The following is a 16757-nucleotide window of genomic DNA, read 5'->3' as shown; positions in this document are numbered from 1 at the left end:
CCACCGGCACTCGATCAACGCACCAAGTGCAAGAACTGCAAATGCCGTTCGTACTGGTCAAGGATGTCGTTGATGATCTGGTCCTTGGTGTAGCCCACCAGATCGTAATCCTGACTGCCCTCGCTCAAATGCACTTCAGCCCGGTAATAACGACGGTTGTTGAGCTCCTTGGAGCCCATGCCGGCACGGGCAAATGATGGTGTGAAGTAACCACGCATCTGCGCCTGATAGATAAACGGATGTTCCTCACCATGACCGATTTCCAGGCTGACGTTGTCGTTGGCCGCATCCGGTTGGGTGACCACGTTCAAACCCTTCTCGACGAACACCGCCGAGACTTCTTCAATGGCCGGACGTACCGTCGTATCGAGGAAGCGATAGACCTCATCGCGAGACGGGAAATGCACCGCCTGAGTCAAGCGCTGACGCCAGCCGCCACGTCGCGAGCCGGACACCGGCGCCAGGGAATGCAGTTGCGCGATCTGCTTCTGCGATTCCAGGTAAAACGCCTTGTGCAGCCCCCACATCATCAGCAGCAAAATCAACGAGAACGGCAACGACGTCAGCACCACCGCTGACTTCAGCGCATCGATGCTGCCGGAAAACAGCAGCGCGCTGGTCACCAGCGCAGTCATCGCGCCCCAGAACACTCGCAGCCATTTCGGCCCGTCTTCGTCAGGATTTCCGCCTTTGGCGGACAGCGTCGACAGCACCACGGTGCCGGAGTCGGCGGAGGTGACGAAGAACACGAAGCTGATGAACACCGTGACCGCGATCACGGTTTTGCTCCACGGGTAGGTTTCCAGCAGCAGGTAAAGCGTCATCGACGGGTTGTCGATAGCCGACATACCAAGCGCGCTCATGCCGTGGTTGAGGACCTGGTCGATAGCGCTGTTGCCGAAGATCGACATCCACGCCAGGGTGAAACCAAGCGGAATCAACAGCACGCCAAAGACGAATTCGCGGATGGTGCGGCCACGGGAAATCCGTGCGATGAACAGGCCCACGAACGGCGACCACGCAATCCACCAAGCCCAATAAAACACCGTCCAGCCGCCGAGCCAGTCACTCGGTTTGTCGTAGGCGTAAAGATCGAAACTCTTCATCGGCAACGCGCCGAGGTAGTCGCCGATATTCTGGATCAACGTGTTGAGCAGGTGCTGAGTCGGGCCGGCAAACAACACGAACAGCAGCAGTGCGCAGGCCAGCAGCATGTTGATGTCGGACATCACCCGCACGCCTTTGTCGACGCCGGAGACCGCGACGATGATCGCCGCGCCCATCATCAGCGTGATCAAGCCAACCTGAATCCACTGGGTGTGAGCGATACCGAACAGGTAGTCGAGCCCTGAGTTGAGGTGCAACACGCCAAAGCCCATGTCGGCGCCGAGACCGAATACCGTGGCGATGATGCCGAAGCCGTCCACCGCATAACCGATGGGGCCATTGATACGTTTGCCGATCAGGGGATAGAGCGCAGAACGCAGGGCCAGCGGCAAGTTGTGACGGTAGGCGAAATAGGCCAGCGCCATGCCAACGAAGGCGAACACGCCCCAGCCATGCAGGCCCCAGTGCAGAAACAGAATCTGCATCGCCTGACGCGCCGCATCCGCCGTACCGGCCTCACCTTGCGGCGGTTGCGCCAGGTGCGTCAGCGGTTCGGACACACAAAAGAAGAACAGCGTGATGCTGATCCCGGCGGCGAACAGCATGCCGGCCCAGGACAGGTAGCTGAACTCGGGCTCGTCGTGGTCGGCACCGAGCTTGATCTTGCCGTAGCCGGACAAGGCGGTGACCACCACGAAGACCAGATACAGCGTCATCGCGAGCATGTAATACCAGCCGACCGTATTGGCCGCCCAGTTTTGCGCTTGCAGAAGCCAGGCGCCGGCCTGTTCAGGCATGGCGATAACGACGATGCCAAATAGCAGGATGAACGTTGCCGCGAAGTAAAATACCGGCGGATTCATGCGGACCTGGCCGCTGGCGGGGGTGGGCGATGCACTCATGAAAGGTGCACCTCAAGGGGGTGAATCAGGGCAATCAATAACGGACTCGGCAAAAGCAAGCCTCCTGTTGTGAGCGGGCAGCAAACCGGCGGTTTAACTTGAATGAGCGTTCAAGTTAAACATAAATAGGGTGCTAAGGACTAATCGCAAGGCTCGGCGGTACGTTTTGTACGCTAGTTCAAGGAGGGGTTTGAGGCAGGGTTATCGCGATCGTTCCCACGCTCTGCGTGGGAATGCAGCCCGTGACGCTCTGCGTCACATCGGTGCCAGACACAGCATCGGCGGCGGCCCTGGAACGCGGAGCGTCCCTTGAGGCGTTCCCACGCGGGAGCGTGGGAACGATCAGTACAGTCGGGTGAAAGGCTTACTTCTGTGTCCCATCATCATGCTGCAGATTCGCCTGCGTCAGGTTGCACCCCGGCGGTACGCTGCGGGTCAGCCAGACGTTGCCGCCAATGGTCGAGCCCTTGCCGATGGTGATGCGCCCCAGAATTGTCGCGCCGGCATAGATCACCACGTCATCTTCGACAATCGGATGCCGCGGGTGGCCCTTCTGCAACTGCCCGTCTTCATCCGACGGGAAACGCTTGGCGCCCAACGTCACGGCCTGATAAATCCGCACCCGCTCACCAATGATCGCGGTCTCGCCGATTACCACGCCCGTCCCGTGATCGATGAAGAAGCTGCGGCCGATCTGCGCGCCCGGGTGAATGTCGATGCCCGTGGCCGAGTGCGCGATTTCTGCACTGATCCGCGCCAGCAACGGCAGCCCCGCGCGGTACAAATGGTGGGCCAGGCGATGGTGAATCACCGCCAGAATCCCCGGGTAGCACAGCAACACTTCATCGACGCTGCGAGCCGCGGGGTCGCCGTGATAGGCCGCCAGCACGTCGGTGTCCAACAGACTGCGCAGGCCTGGAAGCGCGAGGGCAAAGTCCTGAATGATCTGAATGGTCCTGGCCTCGACCTCAGTGTCGGCCTGGGCACTGTGGCGCGCCGCGTAACGCAGTTCGAGCCGGGCCTGGGCCAGCAACGCATTCAATGCGACGTCCAGCGTGTGCCCGACGTAGAAATCTTCACTCTCCTCACGCAAATCCACCGGACCAAGACGCATCGGGAATAGCGCGCCGCACAATGCTTCGAGAATTTCCGCCATGGCCGCTCGGGAAGGCAATTCGCGACCGCCCTGCTCGCCGCTGGCGCGGCCGTTTTGTGCGCGCCACTGGTCGCGCGCTGTGCGCAGTTGGCTGACGATGGTCTGCAATTGCCAATGGCTGGAACGCTCGCTCACGGTTGAAACTCCTCATGGGCGGCCGGACTGTCTGGCCGCGCTGACGGCGATTACTTTACGGCAAGGTCCGGAAGCCGAATTAAGAACCGATTATGCTGTGGTCAGCACTTTTGGATATAAGTGATTGGCAGTTGCCCACGCTTGGGGGCGTGCCTATAGTCCTGAAACCTTTCTCCGCCAGTATGGAACCATGATCAAACAACAGCTCGACCGTTTTGACCGCCTCGATTTGCTCGGCCACCCGACCCCTCTGGAAAAACTCGAACGCCTCTCGACCTGGCTGGGCCGCGACGTGTACGTCAAACGCGACGACCTGACGCCGCTGGCAATGGGCGGCAACAAGCTGCGCAAACTCGAATACCTGGCGGCCGATGCCCTGGCCCAGGGCGCCGACACCTTGATCACCGCTGGCGCGCTGCAGTCCAACCACGTACGCCAGACCGCCGCCATTGCCGCCAAGCTCGGCCTGGGGTGTGTAGCGCTGCTGGAAAACCCGTTGGGCACCGACGACGCCAACTATGTCGGCAACGGCAATCGGCTGTTGCTGGACCTGTTCGATACCAAGGTCGAGCTGGTGGAAAACCTCGACAACGCCGACGAGCAATTGCAGGCCCTGGCCGACCGTCTGCGCAACAACGGCAAGAAGCCGTACCTGGTGCCGATTGGTGGCTCCAATGCGTTGGGCGCCTTGGGTTATGTGCGCGCCGGGCTGGAACTGGCCGAACAGATCAAGGACACCGGCCTGTCATTCGCTGCCGTGGTGCTGGCTTCAGGCAGCGCCGGCACACACAGTGGCCTGGCGCTGGCGTTGAGTGAAGCACTGCCGGATTTGCCAGTGATTGGTGTCACGGTTTCCCGGAGCGATGAGGATCAGCGGCCGAAAGTCCAAGGACTGGCCGAACGCACGGCTGAGCTTTTGGGTGTGAGCCTGCCGGCCAGTTTCAAAATCGAATTGTGGGACGAGTATTTCGGCCCGCGCTACGGCGAACCGAATGCCGGGACGTTGTCAGCGGTGAAACTGTTGGCAAGTCAGGAAGGTCTGTTGCTGGACCCGGTGTATACCGGCAAGGCCATGGCCGGGTTGCTTGACGGTATCGGTCGTCAACGCTTCAACGAAGGCCCGATCATCTTCTTGCACACCGGTGGGGCGCCGGCGTTGTTTGCCTATAAGGATTTTCTGTAGTGATCGTTCCCACGCTCTGCGTGGGAATGCCTCTGGGGACGCTCCGCGTCCAGTGACGCGGAGCGTCACGGGCTGCATTCCCACACAGGAGCGTGGGAACGATCGCTTAGTTCTAAAAAGAATAACAAAAATGATATTTATTATTTTCCTATCTAAAAGCGCCATCATATAGTCACGCCGCAGGCGAATTTGCAGCGAGACGCATACGCTGCTTTAGGGCAGGATATTGCAGTCGTCCAAATCCCGATTTTGCCAACATTCCTAAAAGCGTCTTCATAAGAAAACACAGGGGCTTGTCATGAATTTTTCCGCACTACGTCGAAATCTGCTGGTCGGTTCGCTGGGCCTGGCACTGAGCGCTGGCCTGCTGGGTCAAGCGGTTGCCGGTGAGCAGCTGCAAAAAATCAAGGACGCAGGCGTGATCAACGTCGGTCTGGAAGGCACTTACCCTCCCTTCAGCTTCGTTGACGCCGACGGCAAACTGACCGGTTTCGAAGTCGAGTTCTCCGAAGCCCTGGCCAAAGAGTTGGGCGTGAAGGTCAAACTGCAACCGACCAAATGGGACGGCATCCTCGCGGCGCTGGAATCCAAGCGTCTGGACGCAGTGGTCAACCAGGTGACCATCACCGAAGAGCGCAAGAAGAAGTATGACTTCTCCGAGCCCTACACCGTTTCCGGTATTCAAGCGCTGGTGCTGACCAAGAAGGCTGCGGAGCTGAACATCAAGACTGCTGCCGATCTGGCTGGCAAGAAAGTCGGCGTGGGCCTGGGCACCAACTACGAACAGTGGGTGAAAGCCAACGTGCCGACCGCTGACGTGCGCACCTATGAAGATGACCCAAGCAAGTTCGCAGACCTGCGTAACGGCCGCACCGACGCCATTCTGATCGACCGTCTCGCCGCGCTGGAATACGCCAAGAAGGCCAAGGACACTACCGCCGCAGGCGAAGCGTTCTCCCGTCAGGAAGCCGGCATTGCCCTGCGCAAAGGCGAGCCTGAGCTGCTGGCAGCGGTGAACAAAGCCATCGACAAGCTGCGCGCCGATGGCACGCTGAAAAAGCTTTCGGAAAAATACTTCAGCGCTGACGTCACCAAATAATGGAAGAAGCTTTCCAACTTGCGCTGGACTCCGCGCCCTTCTTGCTGAAGGGCGCGTACTACACGGTCATCTTGAGCCTTGGGGGCATGTTTTTCGGCCTGCTGATGGGGTTTGGCCTGGCGTTGATGCGCCTGTCGCGCTTCAAACTGGTGAGTTGGCTGGCCCGCATCTACGTGTCGTTCTTTCGCGGCACGCCGTTGCTGGTGCAGCTGTTCGTGATCTATTACGGCTTGCCGCAATTGGGCATCGAACTCGATCCATTGCCAGCGGCCCTGATCGGCTTCTCGCTGAACATGGCCGCCTACGCCTGTGAAATCCTGCGTGCCGCGATCAGCTCCATCGAACGTGGCCAGTGGGAAGCTGCCGCGAGTATCGGCATGACCCGTGCGCAGACACTGCGCCGGGCCATCCTGCCGCAAGCGATGCGCACGGCCCTGCCGCCGTTGGGCAACAGCTTCATTTCGCTGGTCAAGGACACCGCGCTGGCCGCCACGATCCAGGTGCCGGAGCTGTTCCGTCAGGCGCAGCTGATTACCGCGCGCACCTTTGAAATTTTCACCATGTATCTTGCCGCCGCGCTGATCTACTGGGTTCTGGCCACGGTGCTCTCGCACCTGCAGAACAAGCTGGAAGAGCGGGTCAATCGGCACGACCAGGAGTCCTGACCCCATGATTGTCGTGGAAAAACTGACAAAGCAGTTCAAGGGTCAAGTCGTGCTTAACGGCATCGATTTGCAGGTGAAGGAAGGCGAGGTGGTAGCGATCATCGGGCCTAGCGGCTCGGGCAAAACCACCTTCCTGCGCTGCCTGAATTTTCTGGAAGAACCCACCAGCGGCCGGATCAAGGTCGGTGACATCGAGATCGATGGCAGCCGTCCACTGAACCAGCAGCAGAGCCTGGTGCGACGCTTGCGTCAGCATGTGGGCTTCGTGTTCCAGAACTTCAACCTGTTCCCGCATCGCACCGCCCTGGAAAACGTCATCGAAGGCCCGATCATCGTGAAGAAGATCCCGCACGCCGAAGCCGTTGCCCTGGGTAAAAAGCTCCTGGCCCGGGTGGGTCTGGCGGGCAAGGAAGACGCTTACCCGCGTCGCCTTTCCGGTGGCCAGCAACAGCGTGTGGCGATTGCCCGCGCACTGGCGATGGAACCGGAAGTGATTCTGTTTGACGAACCCACTTCTGCGCTCGATCCCGAGCTGGTAGGGGAAGTGCTGTCGACCATTCGCAGTCTGGCCGAAGAGAAACGCACCATGGTCATTGTCACCCACGAAATGGGCTTTGCCCGGGACGTGGCGAACCGTGTGGTGTTTTTCGACAAAGGTGTGATCGTCGAGCAAGGCGAAGCCAAGGCGCTGTTTGCCAACCCGAAAGAAGAGCGCACGAAGCAGTTCCTCAGCAAGTTTCTGAATAACGCGCACTCTTGAATCACCGCTTCACTACTTGTTAACTTCCATGGATGGAAGTGACAACTATCCCCACCATCAACTTCCCTCTTGCATACTCCCCCACTGGCACTTTAGATAACCATTCAACGCTTTGTGCGGTACATATATATGTCCTGCAACAAAATCACTTCGCCTAAAATCCGCCAGAATCAACGCAATTCAAAGGGTGACCGTTGGTGATCAGAAGCGCGACAAGCCCCATAAATACAAGGCATGTTCGACAGGGCGGTACAGCTTATTAACTTCAATACGTAGGAAATTTCTGAATAACAGTTAATCAACAACTTAACTAGCAAGTTCTATTGACACCTCTTCAAGCGCACTCTTATCTAGTTGCCAGCAGGCGCCAACCTTTGCACTCAATCATTATTTAACTTGAAAATAATGAGCTGTTTTGTTGCTGGGTAATGCTCGCCTTTTGATCTTTCAGAAACGGAACTTCGCTGCAAGGCTTCAAGGAGAAACCCATGACAAGCACCTCGAATACATCCGGACTTGCGGCCCCTACCCTGGCGCAATCACACAAGGCCGGCATCAATGTCACCTCGGCCGCCTATCTGCTGGTCGACGTGGCGCCCTACCCCGGCATGGACGACGGCGACCTGATCGAACTGTTCTGGGACCGCTGCTACGTGGCCTCCCGTGTGCTGACTGCCGAGGATGTCGGCAAAGCCATCAGTCTGCGTGTACCGCAGAGCTTTATCGCCAACGGCGCCTCGCGCATCCACTACCGCGTCATGCAAGTCGGCCAAGGGCCGGCGGTGTCGCTTGCCGCTCAAGTAGAGATCAAGCTCGATTGCCCGGGCGGTCAAACGCTCACTCCGTGCGGTCACGAAAACGAACATCTGGCGCCAGTGGGCCTTCCCGAAACCATTCGCCGCCAGGGGGTCAATCCGAACCAGATCAAGCGCGGCGTTCCACTGACCATCGAGCCCTACCTGAACATGGCCACCGACGACGAAATCACCCTGCGCTGGGGCGATGCGCGCATGGATTTGCCACGGATCAAGGCGGGCGATGTGGGCCAGCCCATTCAGGTCTGGGTACCGCCGGCGATCATTCTCGAAGCCGGCGAAGACCTGCGTCTGGAAGTGACGTATTGCATCCTCGATCGGGTCGGCAACAACTCCGGTTGGGCGCCGCCGCGCAGGCTGAGGATTGGTTGCGCCAATCCTTATTTGAAGGTTCGGCCCAAGGAAATACTCATGGCCGCAGAGACCGGCAAGAAGTAAATCCTCCGTTTCCCCTGTGGGAGCGAGCCTGCTCGCGATAGCTGAATATCAGACAACGACGGAGTCGTCTGAAACGACGCTATCGCATTCAGACTCGCTCCCGCAGTGCTTTTTCCAGCGGCTGCAAGAGCAAGTGTTGCTCCATAAACAAGTGTTGCGCTACGAACAGGCCCTCTTCTATTCATATTCCAAAAAGTTAGTTTATTTAATTTTTATACACGCTTAGGGTATATACACCGGACCACCGGACATTCTTGTTTTTCGTTCGCCGCACAGAGAGCGGCGACCCCATGAGATGTGAGGTAGGTATGGTCCGGAACACAATCACCCCAGTGCAGATCGCCAGGGCATTGCGTGCAGCCAAGGAGCGGCACTGATGTCCAGTCTGGCAGATGCAATCGTTCAGAGTGATCTGGACATCGCCCCGTTGTTGTTGCCCGCGCAGGTTTTGCGCAACGACGCACAAGCCATCAAGGCCGCCCATGAGCTGGCGCAAGTCGCCCGCCTGCAAGCCGCCAAACGTGACCGCCAGCGCAAGTTGCCGTGGTCGGAAATCGAACAGTTCACCCGCAGCGGATTAGGCAGCATCGCCATCCCGCGCGAGTACGGTGGCCCGCAGGTTTCATTCGTCACCCTGGCGGAGGTCTTCGCGATCATTTCCGCGGCCGACCCGGCGCTGGGACAGATCCCGCAGAACCAGTTCGGCATTCTCAACCTGGTGCTCGGCAGTGCCACCGAGGCGCAGAAAAAACAGCTGTTCAAAAGCGTGCTCGAAGGCTGGCGCATCGGCAATGCCGGGCCGGAACGGGGCACCAAGAACACCCTTGAACTCAAGGCACGCATCACCGCTGACGGTGATGGTTTTGTCATCAACGGCCAGAAGTTTTACTCCACCGGTGCCCTGTTCGCCCACTGGGTGGCGGTCAAGGCGCTGAACGACGACGGCAAGCAAGTGCTGGCCTTCGTCCGTCGCGGCACGCCGGGATTGCGCATCGTTGATGATTGGTCGGGCTTCGGTCAGCGCACCACCGCCAGCGGCACGATTCTGCTCAACAACGTACGCGTCGATGCCGAGCTGGTGGTGGATAACTGGAAGATCAACGATCAACCAAACATTCAAGGTGCCGTGTCACAGCTGATCCAAGCAGCCATCGACGCCGGCATCGCTCGTGGCGCCATCGACGACGCCATCGAGTTCGTGAAAACCCGCGCCCGGCCGTGGATCGACGCCAATGTCGAACGGGCCAGCGATGACCTGTATGTGATCGCTGATATCGGCAAACTGAAAATCGAACTGCACGCCGCCGAAGCGCTGCTGCGCAAGGCCGGGCAAGTGCTCGATCAGGTCAACGCAGCACCACTCACCGCCGAATCCGCGGCTCGCGCCTCGATTGCCGTGGCCGAGGCCAAAGTGCTGACCACCGAGATCTCGCTGCTGGCCAGCGAAAAGCTCTTCGAGCTAGCGGGCAGCCGCGCCACCCTCGCCGAATTCAACCTCGACCGTCACTGGCGCAACGCCCGCGTGCACACCCTGCACGACCCCGTTCGCTGGAAATATCACGCGGTCGGCACCTATCACTTGAACGGTACTTTGCCCGCTCGCCATTCCTGGATCTAACGACCACAACACTTTTGACCAGATCTCTGGAGAAACACATGACTCTTTCTCACCACGTCGCGGTCATAACCAGCGATGAGCAAGCCCTGATTGTCGCCACTGACCTGGCCGAAGACTTCAAGCGTGACAGCGCCCTGCGCGACCGCGAACGCCGATTGCCGCACCCGGAACTGGAGGTGTTTTCCCGTTCGGGTCTCTGGGGCATCAGCGTGCCAAAAGAATACGGCGGCGCTGGCGTTTCCAACGTCACCCTGGCCAAGGTGATTGCGCTGATCGCCCAGGCAGACGGCTCCCTCGGCCAGATCCCACAAAACCATTTTTACGCCCTCGAAGTGCTGCGAGTGAACGGCAGCGAAGAGCAGAAAAAACGTTTGTACGCTGAAGTGCTCGCCGGGCAACGCTTCGGCAATGCCTTGGCGGAACTGGGCACCAAAACCGCCCATGACCGCGTCACCCGTCTGACCCGCGACAGTAACGGCTACCGCATCAACGGCCGCAAGTTCTACGCCACCGGCGCGATTTACGCTCAGCGCATCCCCACCTCGGTGGTGGATGAAAACGGCGTGCAGCAACTGGCGTTCGTGCCTCGCGACAGCAAAGGCCTGACGGTCATCGACGACTGGAGCGGTTTTGGCCAGCGCACCACCGGCAGCGGTTCGGTGGTGTTCGAAGACGTCTACGTCGCCGCCGAAGACGTGATCCCGTTTCAAACCGCCTTCGAGCGTCCAACCCCGGTCGGCCCGTTGGCGCAGATTCTTCACGCCGCCATCGACACCGGTATCGCCCGCGCCGCTTATGAAGATGCGCTGCATTTCGTGCGCACCAAAACCCGGCCCTGGATTGACGCCACACACGAAAAAGCCACCGACGATCCGCTGACCCTCAAGAGCTTCGGTCACTTGAGCATTCGCCTGCACGCCGCTGAAGCCTTGCTGGAACGCTCCGGCGAATTCCTCGACAAGGCTCAGGCCGAGACCAACGCCGAGACGGTCGCTGCCGCCTCGATTGCCGTCGCGGAAGCTCGCGCCCTGAGCACTGAAATCTCCCTCGCCGCCGGCAGCACGCTGTTTGAACTGGCCGGCAGCCAGGCGACGCTGATCGAACACGGCCTGGATCGCCACTGGCGCAACGCACGGGTACACACGCTGCACGATCCTGTGCGCTGGAAGTATCACGCCGTCGGCAATTACTACCTCAACGATGAAAACCCTCCGTTGCGAGGGACCATCTGATGGTCGCGAAAAAGAAGATCCTGCTCAACGCGTTCAACATGAACTGCATCGGGCACATCAACCATGGCCTGTGGACGCATCCCCGGGACACCTCCACTCAATACAAGACGATTGAATACTGGACCGAACTGGCACAGCTGCTGGAGCGCGGGCTGTTCGACGGTTTGTTTATCGCCGACATCGTCGGCGTTTACGACGTCTACCAGAACTCGGTGGATGTGCCGCTCAAAGAGTCGATCCAGCTGCCGGTCAACGATCCACTGCTGCTCGTTTCCGCGATGGCCGCGGTCACCAAAAACCTGGGGTTCGGCCTGACCGCCAACCTGACCTACGAACCGCCGTATCTGTTCGCCCGGCGCATGTCGACGCTCGATCATTTAAGCCGTGGTCGGGTCGGCTGGAACATCGTCACCGGCTACCTCGACAGCGCCGCCAAGGCCATGGGCCTGAGTGAACAAGTCGAGCACGACCGGCGTTACGACCAGGCCGATGAATACCTGGAGGTGCTCTACAAACTCTGGGAGGGCAGCTGGGAAAACGGCGCGGTGCTCAATGACCCGCGGCAACGGATCTACGCCCAACCCGAGAAAGTGCACAAGGTCGAGCACAAGGGTGAGTTCTACCAGGTCGAGGGTTATCACCTCTGCGAACCGTCACCGCAACGCACGCCGGTGCTGTTCCAGGCCGGCAGTTCGGATCGCGGTTTGCTGTTCGCCGGGCGTCATGCCGAATGCGTGTTCATCAGCGGCCAGAACAAACCATCGACCAAGATTCAGGTGGACAAGGTTCGCGCCAGCGCCGTCGGGGCTGGGCGCAATCCCGAGGACATCAAGGTGTTCATGGGATTGAACGTGATTGTCGGCGCCACTGAAGAGCTGGCCTGGGCCAAGCACGCCGAGTACCTGAGCTACGCCAGCGCCGAGGCCGGCGTCGCGCATTTCTCGGCGTCGACCGGAATCGATTTTTCCGAGTACGAGATCGATGAACCGATCCAGTACGTGAAGAGCAACGCGATCCAGTCGGCCACCAAAAACCTGCAAAACAACGACTGGACCCGGCGCAAATTGCTCGAACAACACGCCCTTGGTGGCCGCTACATCACGGTAGTCGGTTCGCCTGAGCAAGTGGCTGATGAACTGGAATCGTGGATAGCTGAAACCGGGCTCGATGGCTTCAACCTGACACGGATTGTCACGCCGGAAAGCTATGTGGATTTCATTGAGCTGGTGATTCCGGAGCTGCAGTGCCGAGGGTCGTACAAGACGGCTTATGACACGGGCAGCCTGCGGGAAAAGCTGTTTCATGCAGAGGCGCATTTGCCTGAGCAACATACTGGATCAGCGTTTCGACGCTAAAAGCATCGCGAGCAAGCTCGCTCCCACATTGGATCTCGGGTGTTCACACTTCACCCTGTGGGAGCGAGCTTGCTCGCGATGAGGTCCGACCAAACACCACACAACTATGCACTGACTGGAGAATCAATCATGAAAAAGACCCGCCTCTCTCACCCAGTCAAAGCACTGGCCCTGGCCCTCGGCCTCTTCAGCTCCGTCACCTTCGCCGCCGACGCGGCGCTGAAAGTCGGCACCACCGCCGCTTTCGCCATCCCGCTGGAAGCCGCCGTCGAAGAAGCCAAGAAACAAGGCCTGCAAGTCGACCTGGTGGAGTTCAGCGACTGGATCGCCCCCAACGTCAGCCTCGCGGCCGGCGACATCGACGTGAACTATTTCCAGCACGTCCCGTTCCTGGAAAACGCCAAAGCCGCCGCCGGTTTTGATCTGGTGCCATTCGCCCCCGGGATCATCAACAACGTCGGCCTCTACTCGAAGAAATACAAAAGCTTCGACGAACTGCCAGAGGGCGCCAGCGTCGCCATCGCCAACGACCCGATCAACAGCGGGCGCGGCCTGCAACTCTTGGCCAAGGCGGGCCTGATCACCCTCAAACCGGGAGTCGGCTACAAAGCCACCGAAGAAGACATCATTGCCAACCCGAAGAAAATCAAAATCCTTCAGGTTGAAGCCGTGCAACTGGTGCGCGCCTATGACGACGCCGACCTGGTCCAGGGCTACCCGGCCTACATTCGTCTGTCGAAGACCTTCGACGCCAGCTCTGCCCTGCTGTTCGACGGCCTCGATCACAAGGAATACGTGATTCAGTTCGTGATCCAGCCAAAGAGCAAAAACGATCCGCGCCTGATCAAGTTCGTTGATATCTACCAGCACTCGCCGGCCGTTCGTGCAGCTCTGGACAAGGCCCACGGCAAGCTCTACCAAGCCGGCTGGGAAAGCTGAGGATGACGGCGGCCACCCAATGGCGACTGGAAATTCCAGAGCCTCAAAAAGCTGCACAGACCGAACTGCACCCGGACCTCAATCGCGCCCACGTGCGCTTTATCGGCCTGGGTAAAACCTACAACGGCCAGCAAGGTCCGGTGGCGGCGCTGCACGGCATCGACCTGGCGATCCAGCGCGGTGAAGTGTTCGGCATCATCGGTCGCAGCGGCGCCGGCAAGTCGTCGCTGATCCGCACCATCAACCGCCTCGAACAGCCGAGCACCGGTCGGGTGCTGATCGATCAAGTGGACATCGGCGAGTTTGATGAGGATCGTCTGGTGGCGCTGCGCCGTCGGATCGGCATGATCTTCCAGCACTTCAATTTGATGTCGGCCAAGACGGTTTGGCAGAACGTCGAGTTGCCACTGAAAGTTGCCGGCGTGCCCAAGGAAAAACGCGAGCAAAAGGTCCGTCAATTGCTCGAACTGGTCGGGCTGCAAGGCAAGCACAAGGCCTATCCGGCGCAGCTCTCCGGTGGGCAGAAACAACGTGTCGGCATCGCCCGCGCGTTGGTGCACGACCCGGCGATTCTGTTGTGCGACGAAGCCACTTCCGCGCTGGACCCGGAGACCACGCAATCGATCCTTGGCCTGCTGCGCGAGATCAATCAGCGCCTGGGTTTGACCATCGTGTTGATCACCCACGAGATGGCCGTGATTCGCGATATCTGCGACCGCGTCGTGGTGCTGGAACATGGTCGAATCGTCGAGCAAGGACCGGTCTGGGAAGTCTTCGGCAACCCGCAACATGAGGTCAGCAAGACCTTGCTCGCACCGTTGCAACATGGCTTGCCGGAAGAACTGCAAAGCCGCTTGCGCCCTCAGCCACAATCCTCGGACGCTGCCGTGGTGCTGCGCTTGCAATTCACCGGCAGCGCGAGCGATGAACCGGATCTGGCGGCGCTGTTTACCGCACTCGGCGGTCGTGTGCGCTTGCTGCAAGGTGGCGTGGAACGGATTCAGGGCCATGCACTGGGGCAACTGCTGCTGGCAGTGACCGGCTCGTCCCACGGCGCAGAGCAATTGCGCCAGCGCGCCAGTGATTGGGCGCAACAGGTGGAGGTGCTGGGTTATGTGGTTTGATCGCTTGCTGCAAGGCTTCATCGACACGTTTTTGATGGTCGGTGTCTCGTCGCTGATTGCGCTGCTGGCGGGCATACCGTTGGCGGTGATCCTGGTCACCAGCTCCAAGGGCGGGATCTATGAAGCGCCTGGGCTGAACCGTGCATTGGGCGCATTCGTGAACCTGTTTCGCTCGATTCCGTTTTTGATCCTGATGGTGGCGCTGATTCCGTTTACCCGACTGATCGTCGGCACCACGTATGGTGTCTGGGCTGCCGTGGTGCCACTGACCATTGCCGCCACACCGTTCTTTGCGCGCATTGCCGAAGTCAGTTTGCGCGAGGTCGATCACGGGTTGATCGAAGCGGCGCAGGCAATGGGTTGCCGGCGCTGGCACATTGTCTGGCATGTGTTGTTGCCAGAGGCACTGCCGGGGATTGTCGGCGGTTTCACTATCACGTTGGTGACGATGATCAACTCGTCGGCCATGGCCGGGGCGATTGGCGCCGGTGGGCTTGGGGACATTGCGTACCGATATGGTTATCAGCGCTTTGATAGCCAGATCATGCTGACGGTGATTGTGCTGCTGGTGGTGTTGGTGGCGGTGATTCAGTTGGGCGGAGATCGTTTGGCGCGGGGGTTGAACAAGCGCTAAGTGGGGTGTCTGCCTTCAGAAGCGGGGAACATTTCCCACAGGAAAATCAGTGCGCCTACAGGCCTGATCCCTTCCACTTGCAGGACATTTCCTAGATCATTCCGCTCGCTTGCGCCTGCCAATTTCGGTGGCTAGTCTCGGTCCGTCACTGCTCATCAGTGATCGGGTTTAGTAGCCCGGAACAATAGGCGTATGGCGGTTCCATGCTCATGCCCGGTGTTTCTTGCCGCGTGCAGAAAATGGTGGCTGTGCGTGGGGCACCCTCGGGTGCACCGGTTTTCCTATTGACCGGCCTACTACCTGCGCACAGCTGCCACCCACCGCTTAGTAGGCGAAGGTGTCAGCTCCCATGCAGCAATAGGAGCAACACCGATGAAAAGATCCGTCCCCGATCCGCCTCCCGAAACATCCACCCAAGGCAATCCCACCGACGATCCGCCAAGAGACCGTTCCGCCCTATATCGTGCAATCGATTTCTACCTCACAGGAGAACAGCCATCAGCGCCCGATGAGCTGCGGTTCTACAACGTCAGTGAAGACGTGAGCTTTGAAGACACCCAACTCTATGTTGCGGATCTACTGCGTTGTGCCTCGGTCACGGCATATCAGTGTGGCGATCACCTCAAAGGGGCGGATCGGGCCATGGTGTTCTCGGTTTGGCATTTGCTGGAGATCGCCAAGGCCATGGTTGATCGATCCATTGATTGTTTGGGGATGAAGCAGGCCTGAGTCTGGCCGGAGTCTTCAGTCGCCAGTGTTACCGCTTTCGCGAGCAAGCCCGCTCCCACATTGGATCTGTACCGTACACAAAATTTGTGTTCGCTGGAGATCAACTGTGGGAGCGGGCTTGCTCGCGAATGGCTGCGAAGCAGCCCCATGTGTGATGGCGTATATTCGGCAAATCCCCATTGCCTGCGCAGCCGACCATGAAACAGACCCCCGCCGACCTCGAGCAGATCACCTCCACCACCCTGGGCCATTACAACTCAGTGGCCGAAGGTTTTCGCGAAGGGACTCGCGATCATGATGTGAGCCAGAACATCGATGCCCTGCTGCGGCATATTCAGGGCGAGGCGCCGTTCAGCATTCTGGATTTTGGCTGCGGTCCGGGGCGAGATCTGAAAACCTTCACGCGCATGGGCCACACCGCCGTCGGGCTGGATGGTTCAGAGAAGTTTACGCAAATGGCGCGCGAAGACAGTGGTTGCGAGGTGTGGCAGCAGGATTTTCTGAAGCTGGACCTGCCGGCTGAGCGCTTCGACGGGATTTTTGCCAATGCGGTGCTGTTTCACATCCCGCGCCAGGAATTGCCTCGGGTGTTGAAGGAGTTGCGCGGGGCGTTGAAACCGGGTGGCGTGTTGTTCAGTTCCAATCCGCGTGGCGAGAATCAGGAAGGCTGGAACGGGCCGCGGTATGGGGCGTATCACGACCTGGCGGCATGGCAGCAATTGCTGACAGAAGCCGGGTTTGTCGAGCTGGAGCATTATTACCGGCCGGCGGGGCTGCCGCGCGAGCAGCAGCCTTGGCTGGCTAGCGTCTGGCGTAAGCCCGCGTAGCTGGACAGGACGCCATCGCGAGCAGGCTCGCTCCCACAG

Annotated in this window: 15 protein-coding genes; 13 read left to right on the top strand and 2 right to left on the bottom strand. The window is 59.3% G+C overall.

Annotated features, from left to right (window positions below; translation table 11 throughout):
- Positions 1–14: 14 nt before the first annotated feature.
- Both betT and epsC read right to left on the bottom strand, forming a co-directional pair.
- Entirely contained in the window at positions 15–1970 is a 1956-nt protein-coding gene (betT, locus tag K5K95_RS10010) for a choline transporter BetT (protein ID WP_222590319.1), read from the bottom strand.
- 403 nt (positions 1971–2373) lie between these two features.
- A complete protein-coding gene (gene epsC, locus K5K95_RS10005) occupies positions 2374–3300 on the bottom strand; it encodes a serine O-acetyltransferase EpsC (RefSeq protein WP_222589316.1) in 927 nt (308 codons plus the stop codon).
- Positions 3301–3490: 190 nt separating this feature from the next.
- Between epsC and K5K95_RS10000 the strand changes: the two genes are divergently transcribed.
- From K5K95_RS10000 to K5K95_RS09940, 13 genes are all read left to right on the top strand, one after another.
- On the top strand, positions 3491–4483 hold the full coding sequence (locus K5K95_RS10000; protein WP_222589315.1) for a D-cysteine desulfhydrase: 993 nt from the start codon (positions 3491–3493) through the stop codon (positions 4481–4483).
- A 298-nt stretch (positions 4484–4781) separates the two neighbouring features.
- The gene (tcyJ, locus tag K5K95_RS09995; RefSeq protein ID WP_222589314.1) at positions 4782–5582 is read left to right on the top strand and encodes a cystine ABC transporter substrate-binding protein; all 801 of its coding nucleotides are present in this window, start codon (positions 4782–4784) and stop codon (positions 5580–5582) included.
- A complete protein-coding gene (gene tcyL, locus K5K95_RS09990; protein ID WP_222589313.1) occupies positions 5582–6247 on the top strand; it encodes a cystine ABC transporter permease in 666 nt (221 codons plus the stop codon). The genes tcyJ and tcyL overlap by 1 nt, the downstream gene beginning before the upstream one ends.
- A 4-nt stretch (positions 6248–6251) precedes the next feature.
- Positions 6252–7007 (top strand): L-cystine ABC transporter ATP-binding protein TcyN, encoded by a 756-nt coding sequence (gene tcyN / locus K5K95_RS09985; protein ID WP_222589312.1) that lies wholly within the window; start codon positions 6252–6254, stop codon positions 7005–7007.
- Positions 7008–7495: 488 nt separating this feature from the next.
- Positions 7496–8260 carry a hypothetical protein gene (locus K5K95_RS09980; protein WP_222589311.1) on the top strand — a complete coding sequence of 255 codons (765 nt, stop codon included), beginning with the start codon at positions 7496–7498 and terminating at the stop codon, positions 8258–8260.
- 376 nt (positions 8261–8636) lie between these two features.
- Entirely contained in the window at positions 8637–9878 is a 1242-nt protein-coding gene (locus K5K95_RS09975) for an SfnB family sulfur acquisition oxidoreductase (RefSeq protein WP_222589310.1), read from the top strand.
- A gap of 38 nt (positions 9879–9916) precedes the next feature.
- Entirely contained in the window at positions 9917–11110 is a 1194-nt protein-coding gene (locus K5K95_RS09970; RefSeq protein WP_222589309.1) for an SfnB family sulfur acquisition oxidoreductase, read from the top strand.
- Positions 11107–12465 carry an LLM class flavin-dependent oxidoreductase gene (locus K5K95_RS09965; RefSeq protein ID WP_222590318.1) on the top strand — a complete coding sequence of 453 codons (1359 nt, stop codon included), beginning with the start codon at positions 11107–11109 and terminating at the stop codon, positions 12463–12465. The genes K5K95_RS09970 and K5K95_RS09965 overlap by 4 nt, the downstream gene beginning before the upstream one ends.
- A gap of 129 nt (positions 12466–12594) precedes the next feature.
- Positions 12595–13404, top strand: coding sequence for a MetQ/NlpA family ABC transporter substrate-binding protein (locus K5K95_RS09960; protein ID WP_222589308.1), 810 nt, complete (start codon positions 12595–12597; stop codon positions 13402–13404).
- 2 nt (positions 13405–13406) lie between these two features.
- On the top strand, positions 13407–14528 hold the full coding sequence (locus tag K5K95_RS09955; RefSeq protein WP_222589307.1) for a methionine ABC transporter ATP-binding protein: 1122 nt from the start codon (positions 13407–13409) through the stop codon (positions 14526–14528).
- Entirely contained in the window at positions 14518–15162 is a 645-nt protein-coding gene (locus K5K95_RS09950; RefSeq protein WP_222589306.1) for a methionine ABC transporter permease, read from the top strand. The genes K5K95_RS09955 and K5K95_RS09950 overlap by 11 nt, the downstream gene beginning before the upstream one ends.
- Positions 15163–15534: 372 nt before the next feature.
- A complete protein-coding gene (locus K5K95_RS09945; protein ID WP_222589305.1) occupies positions 15535–15891 on the top strand; it encodes a DUF6124 family protein in 357 nt (118 codons plus the stop codon).
- Between the two features lie 197 nt (positions 15892–16088).
- On the top strand, positions 16089–16718 hold the full coding sequence (locus tag K5K95_RS09940) for a class I SAM-dependent methyltransferase (RefSeq protein WP_222589304.1): 630 nt from the start codon (positions 16089–16091) through the stop codon (positions 16716–16718).
- Positions 16719–16757 lie beyond the last annotated feature (39 nt).

Origin of the sequence: Pseudomonas sp. DR48 (genome assembly GCF_019823085.1) — a bacterium.
Classification (GTDB): domain Bacteria; phylum Pseudomonadota; class Gammaproteobacteria; order Pseudomonadales; family Pseudomonadaceae; genus Aquipseudomonas.
Note: the sequence above shows the minus strand (reverse complement) of the source record. Positions and strands in the feature narration are given on the sequence as shown.

What these genes read in the sequence shown, in the direction of transcription:
- betT (WP_222590319.1), bottom strand. Translation starts at nt 1,970, where the DNA reads ATGAATCCGCCGGTATTTTACTTCGCGGCAACGTTCATCCTGCTATTT.
- K5K95_RS10000 (WP_222589315.1), top strand. Translation starts at nt 3,491, where the DNA reads ATGATCAAACAACAGCTCGACCGTTTTGACCGCCTCGATTTGCTCGGC.
- tcyJ (WP_222589314.1), top strand. Translation starts at nt 4,782, where the DNA reads ATGAATTTTTCCGCACTACGTCGAAATCTGCTGGTCGGTTCGCTGGGC.
- tcyL (WP_222589313.1), top strand. Translation starts at nt 5,582, where the DNA reads ATGGAAGAAGCTTTCCAACTTGCGCTGGACTCCGCGCCCTTCTTGCTG.
- tcyN (WP_222589312.1), top strand. Translation starts at nt 6,252, where the DNA reads ATGATTGTCGTGGAAAAACTGACAAAGCAGTTCAAGGGTCAAGTCGTG.
- K5K95_RS09980 (WP_222589311.1), top strand. Translation starts at nt 7,496, where the DNA reads ATGACAAGCACCTCGAATACATCCGGACTTGCGGCCCCTACCCTGGCG.
- K5K95_RS09975 (WP_222589310.1), top strand. Translation starts at nt 8,637, where the DNA reads ATGTCCAGTCTGGCAGATGCAATCGTTCAGAGTGATCTGGACATCGCC.
- K5K95_RS09970 (WP_222589309.1), top strand. Translation starts at nt 9,917, where the DNA reads ATGACTCTTTCTCACCACGTCGCGGTCATAACCAGCGATGAGCAAGCC.
- K5K95_RS09960 (WP_222589308.1), top strand. Translation starts at nt 12,595, where the DNA reads ATGAAAAAGACCCGCCTCTCTCACCCAGTCAAAGCACTGGCCCTGGCC.
- K5K95_RS09955 (WP_222589307.1), top strand. Translation starts at nt 13,407, where the DNA reads ATGACGGCGGCCACCCAATGGCGACTGGAAATTCCAGAGCCTCAAAAA.
- K5K95_RS09950 (WP_222589306.1), top strand. Translation starts at nt 14,518, where the DNA reads ATGTGGTTTGATCGCTTGCTGCAAGGCTTCATCGACACGTTTTTGATG.
- K5K95_RS09945 (WP_222589305.1), top strand. Translation starts at nt 15,535, where the DNA reads ATGAAAAGATCCGTCCCCGATCCGCCTCCCGAAACATCCACCCAAGGC.
- K5K95_RS09940 (WP_222589304.1), top strand. Translation starts at nt 16,089, where the DNA reads ATGAAACAGACCCCCGCCGACCTCGAGCAGATCACCTCCACCACCCTG.